The organism is Botrimarina hoheduenensis, from assembly GCF_007859815.1.
In the GTDB taxonomy this organism is placed as follows: domain Bacteria; phylum Planctomycetota; class Planctomycetia; order Pirellulales; family Lacipirellulaceae; genus Botrimarina; species Botrimarina hoheduenensis.
On the sequence record NZ_SJPH01000001.1, the window covers coordinates 49,200 to 65,702 of the forward strand.

12 protein-coding genes are annotated in these 16,503 nt (G+C 61.8%); 9 read left to right on the forward strand and 3 right to left on the reverse strand.

The window, feature by feature from the left end:
• Positions 1–95: 95 nt before the first annotated feature.
• The 4 genes from tgt (at position 96) to Pla111_RS00230 (ending at position 6,311) form a co-directional block, all read left to right on the forward strand.
• Complete coding sequence (tgt, locus tag Pla111_RS00215) at positions 96–1,220, forward strand: tRNA guanosine(34) transglycosylase Tgt (protein WP_146570254.1); 1,125 nt, start codon at positions 96–98, stop codon at positions 1,218–1,220.
• 75 nt (positions 1,221–1,295) lie between these two features.
• Positions 1,296–1,736, forward strand: coding sequence for a preprotein translocase subunit YajC (gene yajC / locus Pla111_RS00220; RefSeq protein ID WP_146570255.1), 441 nt, complete (start codon positions 1,296–1,298; stop codon positions 1,734–1,736).
• A gap of 191 nt (positions 1,737–1,927) precedes the next feature.
• Positions 1,928–5,140, forward strand: coding sequence for a protein translocase subunit SecD (gene secD, locus Pla111_RS00225; RefSeq protein WP_146570257.1), 3,213 nt, complete (start codon positions 1,928–1,930; stop codon positions 5,138–5,140).
• Between the two features lie 124 nt (positions 5,141–5,264).
• Positions 5,265–6,311 (forward strand): tyrosine-protein phosphatase, encoded by a 1,047-nt coding sequence (locus tag Pla111_RS00230; protein WP_146570259.1) that lies wholly within the window; start codon positions 5,265–5,267, stop codon positions 6,309–6,311.
• A gap of 36 nt (positions 6,312–6,347) precedes the next feature.
• Here Pla111_RS00230 and Pla111_RS00235 read toward each other — a convergent pair whose 3' ends face one another.
• Genes Pla111_RS00235 through Pla111_RS00245 form a run of 3 tightly spaced genes read right to left on the reverse strand, consistent with a single transcriptional unit; the run spans position 6,348 to position 10,290 of the window.
• Complete coding sequence (locus Pla111_RS00235; protein WP_146570261.1) at positions 6,348–7,484, reverse strand: glycoside hydrolase family 10 protein; 1,137 nt, start codon at positions 7,482–7,484, stop codon at positions 6,348–6,350.
• The gene (locus Pla111_RS00240; RefSeq protein WP_197524625.1) at positions 7,481–9,124 is read right to left on the reverse strand and encodes a family 10 glycosylhydrolase; all 1,644 of its coding nucleotides are present in this window, start codon (positions 9,122–9,124) and stop codon (positions 7,481–7,483) included. Before Pla111_RS00240 ends, Pla111_RS00235 begins: the two co-directional genes overlap by 4 nt.
• A gap of 38 nt (positions 9,125–9,162) precedes the next feature.
• Positions 9,163–10,290: an anhydro-N-acetylmuramic acid kinase gene (locus Pla111_RS00245; RefSeq protein ID WP_146570265.1), complete on the reverse strand. Its 1,128-nt coding sequence runs from the start codon at positions 10,288–10,290 to the stop codon at positions 9,163–9,165.
• A gap of 112 nt (positions 10,291–10,402) precedes the next feature.
• Here Pla111_RS00245 and Pla111_RS00250 point away from each other — a divergent pair, with 112 nt between their 5' ends.
• The 5 genes from Pla111_RS00250 (at position 10,403) to Pla111_RS00270 (ending at position 16,217) form a co-directional block, all read left to right on the forward strand.
• A complete protein-coding gene (locus Pla111_RS00250) occupies positions 10,403–11,563 on the forward strand; it encodes an AraC family transcriptional regulator (protein WP_146570268.1) in 1,161 nt (386 codons plus the stop codon).
• A gap of 151 nt (positions 11,564–11,714) precedes the next feature.
• Positions 11,715–12,812, forward strand: coding sequence for a PEP-CTERM sorting domain-containing protein (locus Pla111_RS00255; RefSeq protein ID WP_197524627.1), 1,098 nt, complete (start codon positions 11,715–11,717; stop codon positions 12,810–12,812).
• Between the two features lie 261 nt (positions 12,813–13,073).
• Positions 13,074–14,462 carry a PEP-CTERM sorting domain-containing protein gene (locus Pla111_RS00260; protein ID WP_146570272.1) on the forward strand — a complete coding sequence of 463 codons (1,389 nt, stop codon included), beginning with the start codon at positions 13,074–13,076 and terminating at the stop codon, positions 14,460–14,462.
• Between the two features lie 158 nt (positions 14,463–14,620).
• Positions 14,621–15,664: a DUF1559 domain-containing protein gene (locus tag Pla111_RS00265; RefSeq protein ID WP_146571503.1), complete on the forward strand. Its 1,044-nt coding sequence runs from the start codon at positions 14,621–14,623 to the stop codon at positions 15,662–15,664.
• 139 nt (positions 15,665–15,803) lie between these two features.
• Positions 15,804–16,217, forward strand: a complete 414-nt coding sequence (locus tag Pla111_RS00270) for a hypothetical protein (RefSeq protein WP_146570274.1) — start codon at positions 15,804–15,806, stop codon at positions 16,215–16,217.
• Positions 16,218–16,503 lie beyond the last annotated feature (286 nt).

Consider the following 16,503-nt stretch of genomic DNA (forward strand, 5'->3'; position numbering starts at 1 on the left):
AGGCCAACAATCTTTTGCTCGGCGACTACCTTTGGTGATGCCCGCGGCTGCCAGATCGTGCCGGGCCGGCAATCTCTTTGGGGGCCTAAAACCTAATGGCCTCGCCCGCCGTTCGCTACGAATTGTTGAGCGTCGATCCGTCGGGAGCCCGCCGCGGTCGACTGCACACCCCGCACGGGACAGTCGAGCTGCCCACGTTTATGCCGGTCGGCACCCTCGGCACGGTCAAAGGGGTCGATATCGAGCGCCTGGCCGACACCGGCGCACAGATCGTGCTGGGCAACACCTATCACCTAGCGCTGCGACCGGGCGAAGAGGCGGTCCGTTCGCTCGGCGGCCTGCACCGTTTTTCCGGCTGGGAAGGCCCCATGCTGACCGACTCGGGCGGCTTCCAAGTCTTTAGTTTGGCTCACAAACGCAAAGTCACGGAGCAAGGGGCCCGCTTTCAATCACACATTGATGGCTCGCTGATTGATCTGACCCCCGAACGATCGATCGCGATTCAGGAAGCGCTCGGGGCCGACATCGCGATGGTGTTTGACGAGGTCGTCGAGCTGCCCGCCCCACCCGAAGCCGTACGTTCGGCAATGCTTCGCAGCCTGCGGTGGGCCCGCCGCTGTGTGGATGCCGCGAAGCGAACCGACGACCAATCGCTGTTTGGCATCGTCCAAGGCGGTCTCGACGCCGAATTGCGGGCCGAGTCGGCGGCCGGTTTGACCGAGATCGGGTTTGCGGGTTACGCAATCGGCGGGCTGAGCGTCGGCGAGCCCCCTGCCGACATGTACCGGGCGATCGGTTTCACGACGCCCCACCTGCCAGCCGACAGGCCCCGCTACCTGATGGGGGTCGGTACCCCCCGCGACCTGCTGGAGGGGATTGAACGCGGCGTGGATATGTTCGACTGTGTGATGCCGACACGCAACGGACGCAACGCCCTCGCGTTTACCGACACGGGGACAATCCGCCTTCGCAACGCCTGCCACACGCTTGACGAGCGTCCGCTGGACGAAGGGTGCCCCTGCCTAGCCTGCCGTCGCCACAGCCGCGGCTACCTGCGACACCTCTTTCGGGCGGGGGAGATGCTGGGCCCGATGCTGGTCTCGGTCCATAACCTGACCCACTATCAGCGGCTGATGGAGGCCGCCCGGGCAGCGATCGAGGCGGGCCACTACGCGAGCTTCAAGCAGCGGCGTCTGGCGGAATGGGGATTCGCGGCGTAACCCTCAGCGGCGCAAGGCGTTTCCCCTTTCGCGCTTGCGGCACTCCCCGTATGATTCTCGATTCGGCTCGCCCGGATGCGGCAGAAAACTGCGGCAGAAGGCCGAACCCTCCGTGTCCGCCGAGACGCCGCCGCCCGCTCAAGAACCGTCGCCGTGCTGATTTCCTCGCTGCTCACTGTCATCCCGCTCCTCGCCGAAGGGGGTGCCGCCGCTCCAGGTGCCGCCAACCCTTGGTTGCAGTTCGCCCCGTTCGTGCTCATCGCAACGATGGCGTACTTTGTGTTTGTCGTCCCGCAGCGGGCCAAACAACGGCGCTTCGAACAGATGATCGCCGGCCTGAAAGAGAATGACCACGTCGTCACCTCGGGGGGCATCCACGGGGTAGTGACCAACGTCCAGCGCGATGCCGGCCGACTCACGATTCGCATCGACGACACCACCGGTGCCAAGCTACGCGTCAGCCTCTGGGCCATCGACAGCGTGGTTGGCGATGACCCCCCGGAGAAGACCGCTTAACCACACCTGGTAACTCGACCAAGCTCTTGACCGCTCCAGCGGGCTGATGGGGGTGCCCACCAGCACGCTCCTTAGGCCGACTCAGTGCCAGACGCTCAGATCCTTAACCCCTTTCACAACGCTCCTGTCGTCGCCCGATCGTTCACAAGATTTCCCCTCGGCGCGGCGAACTGAAATACGGCTCGTTTCTCATGGCGATTACGCAAACCTCGTTCGATTCTGCACGCACCGCGCTGGTGCGACTGTTCTTGGTTGCCGCGCTTCTGGGCGCAGTTGCTCCCACGCAGCTGCTGGCTCAGGCCGACACGGCCGAAGCAACGGCTACGCAAACCGCGGAGACAGCGGTAGCGTCGCCCGACGAACCGGAGGCCGAGAAACCTGCTGACCAGCAGGCCCCCGCCACGACATCGTCGACCGACGCGGCTACGCCCGCTGCTGACGATGCCCCGACTAAAGCCACCGAAGCGGCAGCCGAAGCTGACGCACCGGTCGCCCCCCCCACCAATTGGGGCATGGTTGCCGCGTGGCTTGGTGCCCTAGTGCTGCCGATCTTGATCGGCCGCTCGATGAGCAAGTCGCTGCGGATGCCCGACTACGCCTGGAAGATCAGCTTGATCCTGGCCGCGGTAGCGTTCTCTTCGATCATTGTGGCCACAGGTGAATTCAAGGGCGGCCCCGACCTGTCGGGCGGAATCACATTGGTTTACGAGCTCGCTGGCGACGCCGAGGGGGCCGCCATCGCGGCGGCCGCTGACGAGGCCCAAAAGCAGGCTGACGACGAAGCCGCCGATGCGGATTCCGAGGAAGAAGCCACCACCGACAACGACGCCGAAGCGCGTCCCCGCGTGGATATCGATCGCCTGATCGACGCTTTGCAGCAACGTGTTGACCCAACCGGTGCCAAAGAAGTTTCGATCCGCAACTACGGCGGTGCGATCGAGATCATCATCCCCAAGGCGAGCGGTGACGATCTTGACTACATCAAGCGGCGTATCACCGACCTGGGCCAACTCGAGTTCCGCATCCCCGCCGACCCCCGGCGCAGCGAAGACGAGCGGATCATCGAGAAATCACTCGCCCTCAGCCCCAGCGAGAAGCTGCTCGTTGAGAACGGCACACCCCGCGCGGAGTGGGTTGAGTACGTCGAGGAAGAATTCCCCGATGACGATCCGCGGATCGTCCGCCGTCAGGCGGGCAACCGCCGCGAGGCCCTCATGCTCCGCGACCGTTACGACGTGACCGGCGAGTATCTGACCCTGGCGGCGATGGGCCGTGACGACGTCGGCCGTCCGACCGTCGATTTCACTTTCAACAACAGCGGCGCACGCCGTTTCGGCAAGCTCACCGGCGACAACCTGCCGAACGAAGCCACCGGCGCGTTCCGCCACTTGGGAATCTTGCTCGATAAGCGATTGATCTCCGCGCCGCGGCTTAACGACCGGATCACGAGTCGCGGAACGATCTCCGGTGCCTCGATGACCGAAGATGAGGTCGCTTACACGATCAGCATCTTGAACGCGGGTAGCCTGCCCGCGGCCCTGAACAAGACGCCGATCAGCGAAGAAACGATCAGCCCGACACTTGGAGCGACGACGATCGAGAAGGGCAAGTGGGCCATCGGCTCGTCACTCGTCGCGGTGCTCGCCTTTATGCTGCTCTACTACCGGTTTGCGGGCTTTGTGGCCTGCTTAGCGCTCGCCGGCACACTGCTCTTGCTGCTGGCGGCGATGGTCCAGCTCCAGGCGGCGTTCACCCTGCCCGGTCTGGCGGGCATCGTGCTAACGGTTGGCATGAGCGTTGACGCCAACGTGCTGATCTTTGAGCGGATCCGCGAGGAATTAAAGAAGGGCGCCAGCCTCCGCATGGCGATCCGCAACGGCTTCGACCGAGCCACCACCACCATTATCGACTCGAACGTCACGACGCTCATCGCCGGTCTGCTGCTGTACGCCGTCGGCACGGGCCCCATTAAAGGCTTCGGCGTGACGCTCATCTTGGGCATCCTGATGAGTATGTTCACCGCGATCTTCTGCAGTCGCGTGATCTTCGATGTCGCCGAGCGCAAGGGTTGGTTGCGGGGCTTGGCGTTCGCCAGTGCGGTCAGCAACACCAACATCGACTTCCTCGGCAAGCGTTACCTCGCCGCAGCGGCGAGTCTCGCCCTGATCGGCCTCGGGCTGGCGGGTGTCTTTGGTCGGGGTGAGAATCTTCTCAATATCGACTTCACCGGGGGGTCGAGCGTCACCATGGTGCTCAAAAAGGACGCCTCGGCACCGATCGCCGAGATTCGCAAAACCCTCGAAACGACCGAACTGGCTGACAAGAATCTGCTTGTGGTCGAACTGGGCGAGTCGGACGCTGACGCCCCCAGCACGCGCTACACGATCAGCAGCAGTCTGGATGACGTCGATGCGGCTGAAGATTTGATCGCCGAGACCTTCGGCGACAAGCTGCAGACCTATTCGGTCAAGCTAGGGTCGGTGAAATCCTTCACCGAGACCGGAGGATTCTCGGGCCACGAGATTCCCCTGGAGTTCAACAAGGATGCCGCCTTTGGCGAAACCGACGGTGTATCGCACGACACGGTAATCGAGCGCGTGCAGCAGATCCTGACGCAGCAAGGTGCCGCGGGGGAACTGCCGCAGCTCGTCAACGACAACTACACGCCGGGCAGCAGCCAGCGGTTCCGCGACTGGACGCTGCGGCTGGGACTGGACGAAGCCAAGACGCTGGCAGTGGGCGAGGCGCTTCGCGATCAGCTCACCGCCGAACCGGTCTTCCCGCTCGCCAACAAGATCGGCGGCCGCGTTGCCGGTGACATGCAGGTTAAGGCGATCAACGCGATCGTCGTGAGCCTGCTGTGCATCATCGGCTATCTCTGGTTCCGCTTCCAGAACGTCTCGTTCGGCTTGGCGGCCGTGGTCGCGCTGGTGCACGACGTGCTGGTGACCCTTGGTGCCATCGCGCTGAGCTCGTACATCGTCTCCAGCGTGCCGGCGCTGGCCAAGGCCTTGCAGATCGACGCCTTCCAGTTGAGCCTGCCGATGATCGCGGCGTTCATCACGATCATCGGTTACTCCTTGAACGACACGATTGTCATCTTTGACCGCATCCGCGAGGTCCGCGGCAAGAGCCCGCGTCTAACGGCCGAGATGGTCAACAAAAGTGTCAACCAAACGCTGGCACGTACGTTGCTGACCTCGCTAACGACATTGATCGTGGTGGTGATCCTCTACTTCTACGGCGGGGCAGGCATTCACGACTTTGCCTTCGCGCTGGTCGTCGGTGTGATCGCGGGAACGTACAGCACGGTCTTCGTGGCGAACCCGGTGCTGCTGTGGCTGCTCAATCGCAACGGCGACGGCACGACCGTCGGCGGCGGTGCCATGAAATCGGCAGCCTGACTTCTTCCGGTGCGCTAACAGGATTTTGTCGGTATGCTGATGGTTGAGGGGGCCGGCACCGGGCCAGCCCCCCCCGCCAGCGTCCGGCACCCCCCCTGTCATCGTCCGGCAAGGTCAAGCCTCCGTGAACACACGATCCTGCGAGGGTGTTCTGGCGGTACTTTTGGCCGTCATGCTCGCTGTCGGCTCAGTTGGCTCGGCCGGCTCAGTCGGCTCGGCCGATCCGGGGGAAACCGCGGGCAAAGACCATACGCAGCGCTTCGGGCGGCTTGTGTCCAAGCACTTGCCTAACGCGATACGCCTCAACGATCGGGTGTTCTCGGGCGGGCTGCCCGAGGGTGACGCCGCTTTCGCTGAGCTCGCCGTGCTGGGCGTGCGGACGGTAATCAGCGTCGATGGCATGCGGCCCGATGTTGCCGCTGCCGAGCGTCACGGACTCCGCTACGTGCATCTGCCGCACGGGTACGACGGTATTCCCGTTGCGCGGACACGCGAATTGGCCAAGGCGGTCCGTGATCTTCCTGGCCCGATCTACTTGCATTGTCATCACGGCAAGCATCGCAGCCCCGCGGCGGCGGGCGTGGCCTGCATCGCCCTCGGGCTGCTGCCCGTCGAGCAGGGCATCGATCTGCTCGAATTCGCCGGCACGAGCCCGCACTACGCGGGGCTCTATGAATCGGTTCAACAAGCCGAGCAGGTCGCAGACCGTGTGCTCGACGACATGACCGTCGAATTCTCGGCGAGCGTCGAGCCGCCGCTGATGGTTGAAGCCATGGTGCAGATCGAGCAACGCTACCGCCACCTAGAGATGTTCGCGGCGGCAGGCTGGCGCTCCCCCGCCGATCATCCGGATCTCAGTCCGGCGCACGAGGCCTTGCTGCTGCACGAGCAGTACAGCGAACTAATTCGGGCCGAACTGGTCACCGCCGCCCTACCCTGTCGGGGCCCCTCCGCCGCTAATCAAGCGGCGTTTGTAGAGCTGCTCCGTGCGAACGAAGCAGACGCGTTGGCACTGGAACAGGCTTTGCGATCTTCCACTCCTGCAGACGCGGCGCGCACAGCGAATCTTGACCAGCAATTACGAGCGATCGGGGCGCGATGCGACCAGTGTCACCACCGCTTCCGCGACGTACCGCTCGACCGCAAAGATGGGCGGGCACAAGACCCGTGAACAGCGGCGCTCCACCGCGATCACCGAGTCACTTGCTCACTTCGTGTAAAGCTCTTGGAACAGCTCGGCGTGCTGCTTGAGGCCGTCGTAGTAGAAGAAAACCTCGCCCTCGAAACCGGCTTCGCGGTTCGCCCGCAGCATGGCGGCAAGGTCTTCGGTCGGCAATTGGTACCCGTCCGCGAGAGACATCAGCACCCCCGGTGCCACCTTCACACGATCGGCAGGAGCAACCTGCGACGCCGCGATCGGCTTGAGCGTCTCGGCGTACCGCTGCGGGGTCTTGCGGTAGACCTGCGGACAGAAGAGGTCTCCCCACCCTTCACGCAACCAGCGGGGCCAGTCCTGCAGATAGTTCTGCAAGCTCCACGGGTAAACGCTCGGAGCCCACGACACGCACAAATCAGGGTCGAGCTGCTTCAGCTCGCTATAAGATCGTTCAACGAATCGGCTGAGCCGATCGGCACGCCACTGTGTCCAATCGCGATCATAAGCGTTCGTCGGCGGGTCGGCACCACCGTGCTCGGCTTGGTAGAGCGATACGGTCAACGGGTCGTAGCCGGCCGTGTTGGGCAGCGCTGGCAGGCGATCGTCTCCCTGCACGCCATCAAGGTCGTAATTCTGGACCGCCTCTTTAAGCATCTCTAGCAGGAACTCTTGTACCGCGGGGTCGAAGGCGTTCATCCATTGAAAGCCATTGCGGCTCACGAGCCGCCCCTGGCGGTCCAGCGCGGCCCACTCCGGATGCTTCTTGAGCAGCGGGCCACCGTCGGGCTTTTGATACGAGCATGAGAAGCCAAACTCAAACCACGCCACCACGCGTAGCCCCTCGGCGTGGGCCGCTTCAATCAGTTCGGCAAGCGGATCACGCCCCTCAAGCCGCGGGTCGATTGTCACGCCAAACTCCCGCCGCATCACCTCGCTCGGATAAAGCGTGTAGCCACGATTCCAGGTGACCACAAAGAGCGTGTTGATCCCCGCCGCCTTGCAGGTCGCAACGGTTCGCTGAGCGTCTTCGACCGAATCGAGCGATTCACTGCCGACATTCGCGACCCACACGCCGCGGATCGGCTGGGCGAGCCACCAGGGCGTCGGCTCCTCGGCCGCCGCGAAGGCGGCACTAAGCAAGAACAACGTCGCCAGCAGCGGTCGTATACGGCAGACTCGCAGATTCATCGGTGCCGTTGCTCCACAGTACGGTTGCGCGCTGTCCCGCCGACCGCGACGAGCAAGCAGCCGAGCAGGCCAAACGCCGTCGGCTCGGGGATGGTGGTTGCTAAAGATAGCGTGGATCGGCCGAAGGCGGCGTTCCACAGGTCGTAATCCAGTTGATTCACAACGCGGTCGCCGTTGGCGTCGGCACGCAGGTCGGTGCTCGAAAAGAGTGTGTCGCGCCACAAGGTGTAGTCCGCCACATCGACCTCGCCATTGCCGTTGAAGTCGGGGAGATCTGCCTCGCGGTGATCGACGAGCAGCTCGACCCCGGACGCGCCGAACAGCGTTAGCTCTCGTGGTCCGGCCGGGAGCCAGCCGCCCGAGACCTCGATCCACCGACTGCCGTTATTGACCAGGATCCGATAGTTGCCGTCCGCCGGCACATCAACCGACCAGCGATTGAAGCCGGACGCGGTGGCGACCGTCGGTGCCGGTCGGTGGTTCGGACCGAAAAAAGGATTGTCGGCCTGCCCCTCTCCCGCGACATCGTAAAAGGCCGTCAGTTGCGTTCGATAATCGTCGCGTACCGCTTTGCTGTAGAAGATGGCATGCCCGGCTGCGCCTGCGTTGCGTGAGCCTTCAATCATGTCTTCGAGGTCGGCGTAAGGCGTGTTGGCCCCCGTTCCGTTGCCGCGCAGGCCGACTACGAACTGGTCCAGATCGCCACCGGAAAATTGCGCAACCTGCGCCGGCATCGTGGCGTTGAATGAACCAATGTTGTCGCGGTAGACCTGGACGGCGTACTCGTCAAAGATCCCCAGGTTCTGCCAAAGGGGCCACTCGGCGTTGTAGTTGACGTCGGAGAAGCTGGTCACCGAGGGACTCACCGACAGGTGCAGGTCGGGGCGCACGGCCCTTACGGCAGCGCTCAGCTCAGCGGCGAACAGTGTCACTTTGTCCTGACGCCAGTTGCGGAAGTTCGAGTCGTCGATGTTGCTCGGCAGCGCGCGACCGGTCTCTTGGAAGTAGAGCGAGGCCGTGGTCGTGTCCCAGCCGAACTCGCGGGGCCAGGCCAAACGATCATCGAATTGCACACCGTCCAGGTCGTACGCGGCAATCGATTCGAGCGTGATATCGATCAGCAGTTGCCGCACCTGCGGCACCGCCGGGTTCATCCAGGCAAAGCCGTTGGTGCTGTTGCCGTACCGGCCCGATTGGTCGCGTAGCAGCCAGCCATTGGTGGCCATCGTGCGTGTCAGCGGGTTGTTGAACGTGTTGATCGTGCTGGTGGTGCCCACAAACTCCGAAGCAAATCCGTACTCGAACCAGCCGATGTAGTTCATCTCGTTGCGGTGGGCTTCGACAATCGTCTCGGCCACAAGGTCGCGCGTGGTGCCGAGAAACGGAGAGCGATCGCGACCGATGAGCCCCTGCATCGTCGCCGAAGGGAAGTTGGTGTAGCCCTGCTTCCAGGTTTCGATATAGACCGTGTTGAGGCCGATGTCACGCAAATCGGACATGACCGACGCGGTGTTCGCACCGCTGGAGATGTGGTTGGGCCCGGTGGTCGTCAGCCACGTGCCGCGAACCTCCGCCGGGGCGGCCAACGCAAGACCTGCTACCGACACCCCAAGGCAACACAGCAGCAGCGCAAGGCGCATCCGAACGGATATCCACGTCAGTTTCATTGCGAATACGATCACAGCCAGGGGCCTCGTGAGGTGGACATTCCGGCGCATCCCGCCACTCGACAGCCGGTGGTTTCGGGAGAAGTAACGGGCAGACCTCGCTGATAGCGTACCGCGAGCCAGCCAAAGCATTCCGCCTGCAGTGTCTCGGGGTTTAGATCACGTTGACTAACGTTGCACACCTCGTCAAAGACTTCGCTTAAGCGCTGCAAAATCAACGGGTGCCGGCTGCCGTCCCCCGTCACCCAAGCACGCGCCGGAGGCTCGGGCAGTTGCTCGACAGCCGAGACGATCGATTCGGCGATGATCGCGCAAATGGTGGCAGCGCCGTCCGTGGGACTAAGGCCAGACACATCAATCGTCTCAAAGTCGGAGCGTGTCGGCGTCCGCGGCAGCGGTCTTGAGAAGAAGGGGCTTTCCAGCGCGTTCTTGACGCTCTGCTTATCGACCACGCCTGCCTGCGAGACACGCCCATCGTAGTCGTGAGGGGCCTCCGCCACTTCCTGCACCCATTCATCCAGCAACTCAAAACCCGGCCCCACGTCGCCAGCAATGATGCTGTTATCACGGCTCAACCACGACAGACTGGTCACGGGCCCCAGGTTGAGCATCAGTGCGGGGCGTGGTTCGAGAGCCATCAGTGCCCAATGGTACAAGGCTTCAAGCGGAGCACCCTGCCCGCCAATCGACATATCGTAACGACGAAAGTCACTCACCACGGGCAGCCCGGTCCACTCGGCCAGCAGCCACGGATTGCCGATTTGAAATGAGGTGCCCTGTTCGGGGAGGCGGCGCAAGGTGTGACCGTCGAGACCAATGACCGTCGCCTTGCCCACTTCGTGCGGATGCAGGGCACGCAACTTCTCCAACGCCGACACGTACTGCTTGGTCAGCTCCAGTTCGAGCCGCAAGACCTCCGTCATGGGCAAATCGCTTTGCGTCGCCTCGAGTAACCCCCAGTGCAACGCCTTGGGGCTGGGCAAACGCACGCCCCCGATCGAGCGGATTGCGTCACGCCCATCGGTCTCGATGACGGCCGCCTGAACCGCGTCTCCGGTTACCGAAGACAGCATGCCGATTGCATACTGCCCTGCCGCTGCCGTAGGCTTGGTCGTGTTGGCTGGGGTCGCTCGTATCATACTTAGGCTGCGTTTACCGCGAGCCTTCCGGCTTTACCCGACGAGACTGTCGCGCGATTAAAAGTGGCACACTCCCCGTCCACATCAAGCTCTATCGCAGAGGAATTGACCGTTGCCAATCCACAATGTTGGCGTTCTTGTCGAAACCGATACGAGTTGGGGACGCAACCTGCTCCGCGGTGTCGCCAGCTATGCCGCGAGGTTTGGCCCCTGGAAGTTGCTCGCTCAAACGCATCATAGTTTCATCGATTGCACGATTCCAGAATCGTGGCGGATCGACGGATTGATTGTTCGCATTTCCACGCCGCTGCTGCTGGAAAGGCTGCAATCGCTGCATGTGCCGATCGTCGATGTCGGCGATCTCTTTGTGAGCACCACCGGCATCGACTCGGTGGTGACCGACTACAACGCTTGGGCCGATCAAGCGCTGGAGCACTTCCGCAGTAAGGGTTTTACTAACTTCGCCTATTATGCGCCCCCCAGCCGCGACTACTCCAACCTGCGTGGCGACGCCTTTGCCGCCGCGGTTGATCGGCATGGGTTGGTCTGCGCTCGCTATCGCCCCGGCTACCGAATCGGTCGCCAGATCAGCCCCGACGAGCATCGCAGGCGCGTCACTCGGTGGCTCGGGCAACTGCCTCAGCCAGTCGCCATCCTCGCGGCTGACGCGGTCCGCGGCAAGGATCTGGCCGAGGTGTGCGTGCAAGCCGGACTGGCGGTGCCCGATACGGTCGGCATCTTGGCCGGTGATTCGGACGAATTGACGTGCGAAATCTGCACGCCGCCGCTGTCGAGCATCGAAGTTGCGGGACGCCGGATCGGTTATGAAGCCGCGGCGCTGCTTGCCGATCGCCTGGCGGGAGGCAGCTGTTTGTCGTCATCCCGGCTGGTCGAGCCCGATGGCGTTCAGAGCCGACAGTCCACAGATGTCTTGGCCATCGACGACCCGCTCGTGGTGCGAGCGCTTCGCTTCATGCACCAAAACTCGTTTCGTGGCATCACCGTGCTTGACGTGCTGCAAGAGGTACCGGTGGCCCGGCGACAACTCGAACGGCAGTTCAAACGTTACCTGGGCAGGTTGCCCGCGGAGGAATTACGCCGCTTGCGGCTCGAGCGCGCCCGGCAGCTTTTGGCGGAATCGGAGATGTCCATCGATGACGTCGCCGAGGCGAGCGGCTACGCCGGCTCAACACAGCTTGGTGCGGCATTCCGCAAACAATTTAGGATCACGCCGCTCGCCTACCGCAAACGTTCACAGGCTGGCCCGGCCTAGAATGTCGCATACGGTGGAAAATATTACGCAGGTACATTAGACACCATCCGAGCAGCCGTATAATCTTGAATTAAGCGACCTGTCGTAGGTCCGCTCTTTTCTGCAGCTTGTCTCACCCTCACCCTGCATGACTCCAAAAGAGGAACCGCTAATGCTCCGCCCCAAGGCAACCCTGTTGGCCGCTCTTGGCCTGGCTCTCGCCGCCGTGACCGGTGCCGACGCCATCACCTTTCAAGAAATCGCTCGTTTTGACGTCTCGGGTGCCAGCTCCGATGTGGCCAGCCCCGACTTCATCGGCAACAACCCCTCGGCAGTCGCATGGGATGCCGGCAAGCTCTATGTCGCCGGCTTCGTCAACGGCCCGGCCAGCGCACAGTCCGCGATTATCGAAGTCACCAACGCCGGCAGCACCGGCGCGAACGTGGCAACCTTTAGCTCCGCTTTCGGCGGTCTAACGACCCCCAACACTCGCGGCTTCTCGGGTCTCGACCTGGAGAACGGCGTCCTCGCCGCCGCCTACGACGACGGTGCGGCTGACCCCAACGGCATTCGTGCCTTCAACGCCGCCACCAACACCCAGACCTGGGCCAAGAACGCCCGCGGTGGCAGCGGTGTGGCGCACGACCCCGGCTTTGCCAGTGTCGATTCGGGCGTTGCTTGGGCCACGTTCGGCAGCGGTCGTCGCTCGCTGCAGAACACCGCCACCGGCGCTGACATTTACACCACTGCCAACGGCATGATCATCACCGACTTCGGGGGTTCGTTCTGGCGTGACCTCGACTTCGACCAATCGACCGGTGACCTTTACGCCCGTCGTGCGAACGACGTGCTCAAGACCACCCGCACGGGCGGCAACTCGGGCACGGTGTCGGTCATCGTTGACACCAACGAGAACGCCCCGTTCGTCGCGGGTCAGAACATCGACTTCATGGCGACAGCCGACTTCGGTGATCTGGTTGTCTATAACGACCGCGCTTCCACCCTCGGCGGCCAGTCATTCTTCGACGTCGTTAAGGTGATCGATCCGGCCGGTGCGGCCGCTTCGGCCCTGTTCAGCTTCACCTACGGCGCTCCGGCGCTGGGCGTGGGCTACTACGATTTCGATTTCGATACCGCCAGCCAGACGCTGGCGATCGTCGACTTCAGCAGCCGCAACGTTCACATTTTCCAGGTTGTGCCCGAACCCTCGGCACTGGGCTTGCTCGTCGCCGCGGCGATGGGCTGCCTGGGCCGTCGGCGTAACGGCTGATCACCCGTACTGTGTTTGGATAGCAATGCCACATTGCGATCAGTAGACAATGACCGGGCGGTGCCGACTTTTACGGTCGGCACCGCCTTTATTGTTGTTGGGTAGCTTCCGAAAGCTCGGCTTACCCGAACGACTCCGTCACCCCAATCCGCCTGCACGACGAAACAAACCCTTACCGCCCCCCCCACTACCGCCCCGTCAACTAGCGCCCCCTTCAGCTGTAGCGCCCTGTCAACGGCCCCCCTCAACGGAGACTCTCCTATGACTTGCCAGCTTCTCAGCCGCGTTGCCTTCGTGGCCGCGCTCGTCGGTGCTGCCCTGCCGGCAGCGGCGATCGATTTCAACGAAATCGCCCGCTTCGACATCTCGTTCTCAAGCGTCGCCGACCTCGATCCGGATGACCTGATCGTCGTCGATAACCCCCAGTTCATCGGCACCAACGCCCTGGCCGTCGCCTGGAATGGCTCGAAGCTCTACCTGGGTGGCTACGATAACTTCGGTTCATCGCTGCTGCCGATCGGCCTGATCGAGGTGCTCAACCCGACCCGCACCGGCATCATCGAGCTGGAAGCCAGCGACTTCGGCACGCCCTTCGGTCAGATCTTCCAGCCGGTAGGCCGCGGCTACACGGGCGTTGATCTGAACGGGGGCAGCCTGGCCGCCGCCTACGACAACGGCAGCAACACTTCGAACGCCTTTCAGCTGTTCGATACCGCAACAAACTCGCTCGACTGGGACCTGACGGCGGCGGGTATCGTCGCCCGTGGCGGCGCCAGCGTGACCTTCGATCCGGGTTTTAACGGCGCTGCGGCTTCGCAGGGCGTGGCTTTCACGGCGTTCGGTAGCGGTCGTCGCGGCTTGCTCAATGAGTCAACCGGCGCGCTGGTTTACAGCCTCGATGGCGTCCCCGCGCCACAGGGCTTCCAGTGGCTGACCGACACGCCTCCTGCCGGTAACCTGGCTCGCGACATGGCGTTCGACCCCGCGACGGGTGACGTTTACGTCCGCCGCAGCAACGACGTCGATGCCGCCGATCGCTCGGGCGACAACGCCACGACCAATCGTCGCACGATCGTCGACAACGGCTCGAACGGCAACTTCAAGCTCGGCCAGAAGATCGAGTTCATTGGCGACACCGCCGAGGGCGACCTGCTCATCTACAACGACAGCAACGTCTCGACGACTGACCAAGCGTTTGCCGATGTCATCAAGATCATCGACACCGACGGCAACAACGTCGAAGCCAACTTCAACCTGATCGGCGGCGGATCGGCGCTGGATATCGGCAACGGCGCCGGCATCTACGACTTCTCGTACGATGCGGCGTCCGGCACGCTGGCGGTGCTCGACTTCTTCAATCGCAACGTGTTCATCTTCGAGGTCGGCGCTGTGGTCGAGCCGGTTCAGGGCGACTTCAACGGCGACGGCAAGGTCGATAACGGCGACCTGAACCTGCTCTTGGGCAACTGGGGTTCGGCGACCGTGCCGGGCACGTGGGTTAACGGCTTCACGGCCCCGGTCGACAACGGCGAACTCAACGCGCTGCTGGGCAACTGGGGCTTTGGCGTTGGCGTGGCCGTCCCCGAGCCCGCCTCGGCACTGCTGTTGGGACTGGCCGCCGCGGCGGTCACAGCCCGTCGGCGGAAGTGATTTGTAGCTGATTCGATTTTAGACCGATCGGGCCGAACTGCCCCCCACCGTCAACGCGCGGTGGGGGGCATAGCCCCGACGCAAGTCCTGGTGAAGCCCTGCTCAAGCGGCGTGCGGATGATTCCCAGGGGCACAACGGAAAACGGTAAGGTGACGGAATGACAGACACACGCACATCGACAAGCCCGCGCGGCTTCACCCTGGTGGAGCTGCTGGTGGTGATCGCGATCATCGGCATCCTGGTGGCATTGTTGCTCCCGGCGGTGCAGGCGGCCCGCGAAGCGGCGCGGCGTAACTCCTGCACAAACAATCTCAAGCAACTTGGCTTGGGATGCATGAACTACGCGTCGGCACAAGGCGATCGGCTGCCGCCGGGCTTTGGAGGATGGGAGTTCGACGAAACTCGACGCCAACCCAAATGGAACTTCACGAAGAAGAGCGTTCTAACTCGCATCCTTCCTTACATGGAACAACAACAGATATTTGATCAAATCGATTTCGAGTATGCGCAAAGCAGCAACCCTTATGCTGACCCTGCAAGAAACCTGGTTGTTGACAGCTTCATCTGCCCAAGCTGGGACGCTGGACCCACCAGAACCGTGGCAGAAGTACCTGGCAACGCTAGTTACGATTATCAACTCGGTGCGATTGCAACGTATCAAGCCTGCGCCGGTGCCGACGTAGCAACAATCAATACGCTACAAGGAATAAACCCGCCATCAACCGAGGAGCTCGAATCCTTGAGGATTCTATCCTCTAGCGGACCTGTATTCCTAAACGGTGCCTTTTCCTTTGAAGTTCTGCAACCACTTCCTAATCGTTTCTTTGGACGTGAAGAAGGCCGCAAGCTTAGTCAGATAACAGACGGAACAAGCAACTCGTTCTTGATGGGCGAATTCGTTGACACCGAGTGCGAAGACCTTGGCGCTTGCCAAGAGAGGCCTTGGTACAATCGCCCCTACTACCTCGGTGGTTTCCAAAACGCGCCCTATCACATGCGCGCTCTCCTGACCCAACCAAACGCCAAACTTGGTAAGTTTGAAGCGCCTTTCACTCAACGTCCTTTTAGCAGCCTGCATTCTGGAGTTATTCAGTTTGTCTACTGCGATGGAAGCGTTCACACCATCTCGGAAAGCGTCGATTTTCTTACCTATCTAGGTTTAGGCACTGTCAACGGCGGCGAGATAATCAATGCGCTCTGATTACTCAAGAGTGGCTCTAGCATGCTGTTTAGCCACAGTGCTATATGCTGGTTGCCATAACAAAAACCGTAATGCTGAAGTTGTCCAAGTAACAGGTCGAGTCTTCCTTGAAGACACACCTCTTCGATTCGGCTCGGTCATGTTCCAACCTCTGCAAGGAGGACAGCCAGCCCAGGGCGCGATCGACAGTGAGGGAAATTTCAAACTCTCAACTTACTCCCCTGGCGATGGAGCTGTTACAGGTAGACACAGAGTCCGAATTGTCTGCTACAGCCTTCAAAACCCAGACCTTAAGAAAAGCTCTCCTGGCGATTCTCTCGGAGAACTCTTAATCCCAGAGCGATACACAAGCTTCGCTCAGAGTGGATTTGAAGTTTCTGTTCTTGCCCAAGGCAATGCTCCTTTCCTGTTTCGACTAGAATCGGACAACGTCTCAAAAGAAGAAGCGCCGGCTGAAGAAGGCTCCCGCTCCGAGGAAGCCAACGCCGAATCGAGTACTGACGATGGTTTCGAAGATCGCTCTACTCCAGACAAGGACGTCGTCGAAAAATGAGCCCGGGTAAGACTACCATTTCTTCAATATTCTTCCTCCTTACTGCAATCTTGTTGGTGGGGTGCGATCGTGGCCCCGCGATGGGGAGCGTCTCTGGAACCGTAACCCTTGATGGAGAGCCCCTAAAGTTTGGCTCGGTGATGTTTCAGAATGTTGCCGGCGGACAGCCATCACGTGCTCAGATTCAACCTGATGGTCGCTTTGTACTGTCAACTTTCAGTCCTGAAGACGGTGCCGTAGTAGGCTCTTACCGGGTAAGAGTGATGTGCTATTCGTCTCAAGATCC

What these genes read in the sequence shown, in the direction of transcription:
- Pla111_RS00270 (WP_146570274.1), top strand. Translation starts at nt 15,804, where the DNA reads ATGTTCCAACCTCTGCAAGGAGGACAGCCAGCCCAGGGCGCGATCGAC.
- Pla111_RS00255 (WP_197524627.1), top strand. Translation starts at nt 11,715, where the DNA reads ATGCTCCGCCCCAAGGCAACCCTGTTGGCCGCTCTTGGCCTGGCTCTC.
- Pla111_RS00235 (WP_146570261.1), bottom strand. Translation starts at nt 7,484, where the DNA reads ATGAATCTGCGAGTCTGCCGTATACGACCGCTGCTGGCGACGTTGTTC.
- secD (WP_146570257.1), top strand. Translation starts at nt 1,928, where the DNA reads ATGGCGATTACGCAAACCTCGTTCGATTCTGCACGCACCGCGCTGGTG.
- Pla111_RS00265 (WP_146571503.1), top strand. Translation starts at nt 14,621, where the DNA reads ATGACAGACACACGCACATCGACAAGCCCGCGCGGCTTCACCCTGGTG.
- Pla111_RS00245 (WP_146570265.1), bottom strand. Translation starts at nt 10,290, where the DNA reads ATGATACGAGCGACCCCAGCCAACACGACCAAGCCTACGGCAGCGGCA.
- Pla111_RS00260 (WP_146570272.1), top strand. Translation starts at nt 13,074, where the DNA reads ATGACTTGCCAGCTTCTCAGCCGCGTTGCCTTCGTGGCCGCGCTCGTC.
- yajC (WP_146570255.1), top strand. Translation starts at nt 1,296, where the DNA reads ATGCGGCAGAAAACTGCGGCAGAAGGCCGAACCCTCCGTGTCCGCCGA.
- Pla111_RS00240 (WP_197524625.1), bottom strand. Translation starts at nt 9,124, where the DNA reads ATGCGCCTTGCGCTGCTGCTGTGTTGCCTTGGGGTGTCGGTAGCAGGT.
- tgt (WP_146570254.1), top strand. Translation starts at nt 96, where the DNA reads ATGGCCTCGCCCGCCGTTCGCTACGAATTGTTGAGCGTCGATCCGTCG.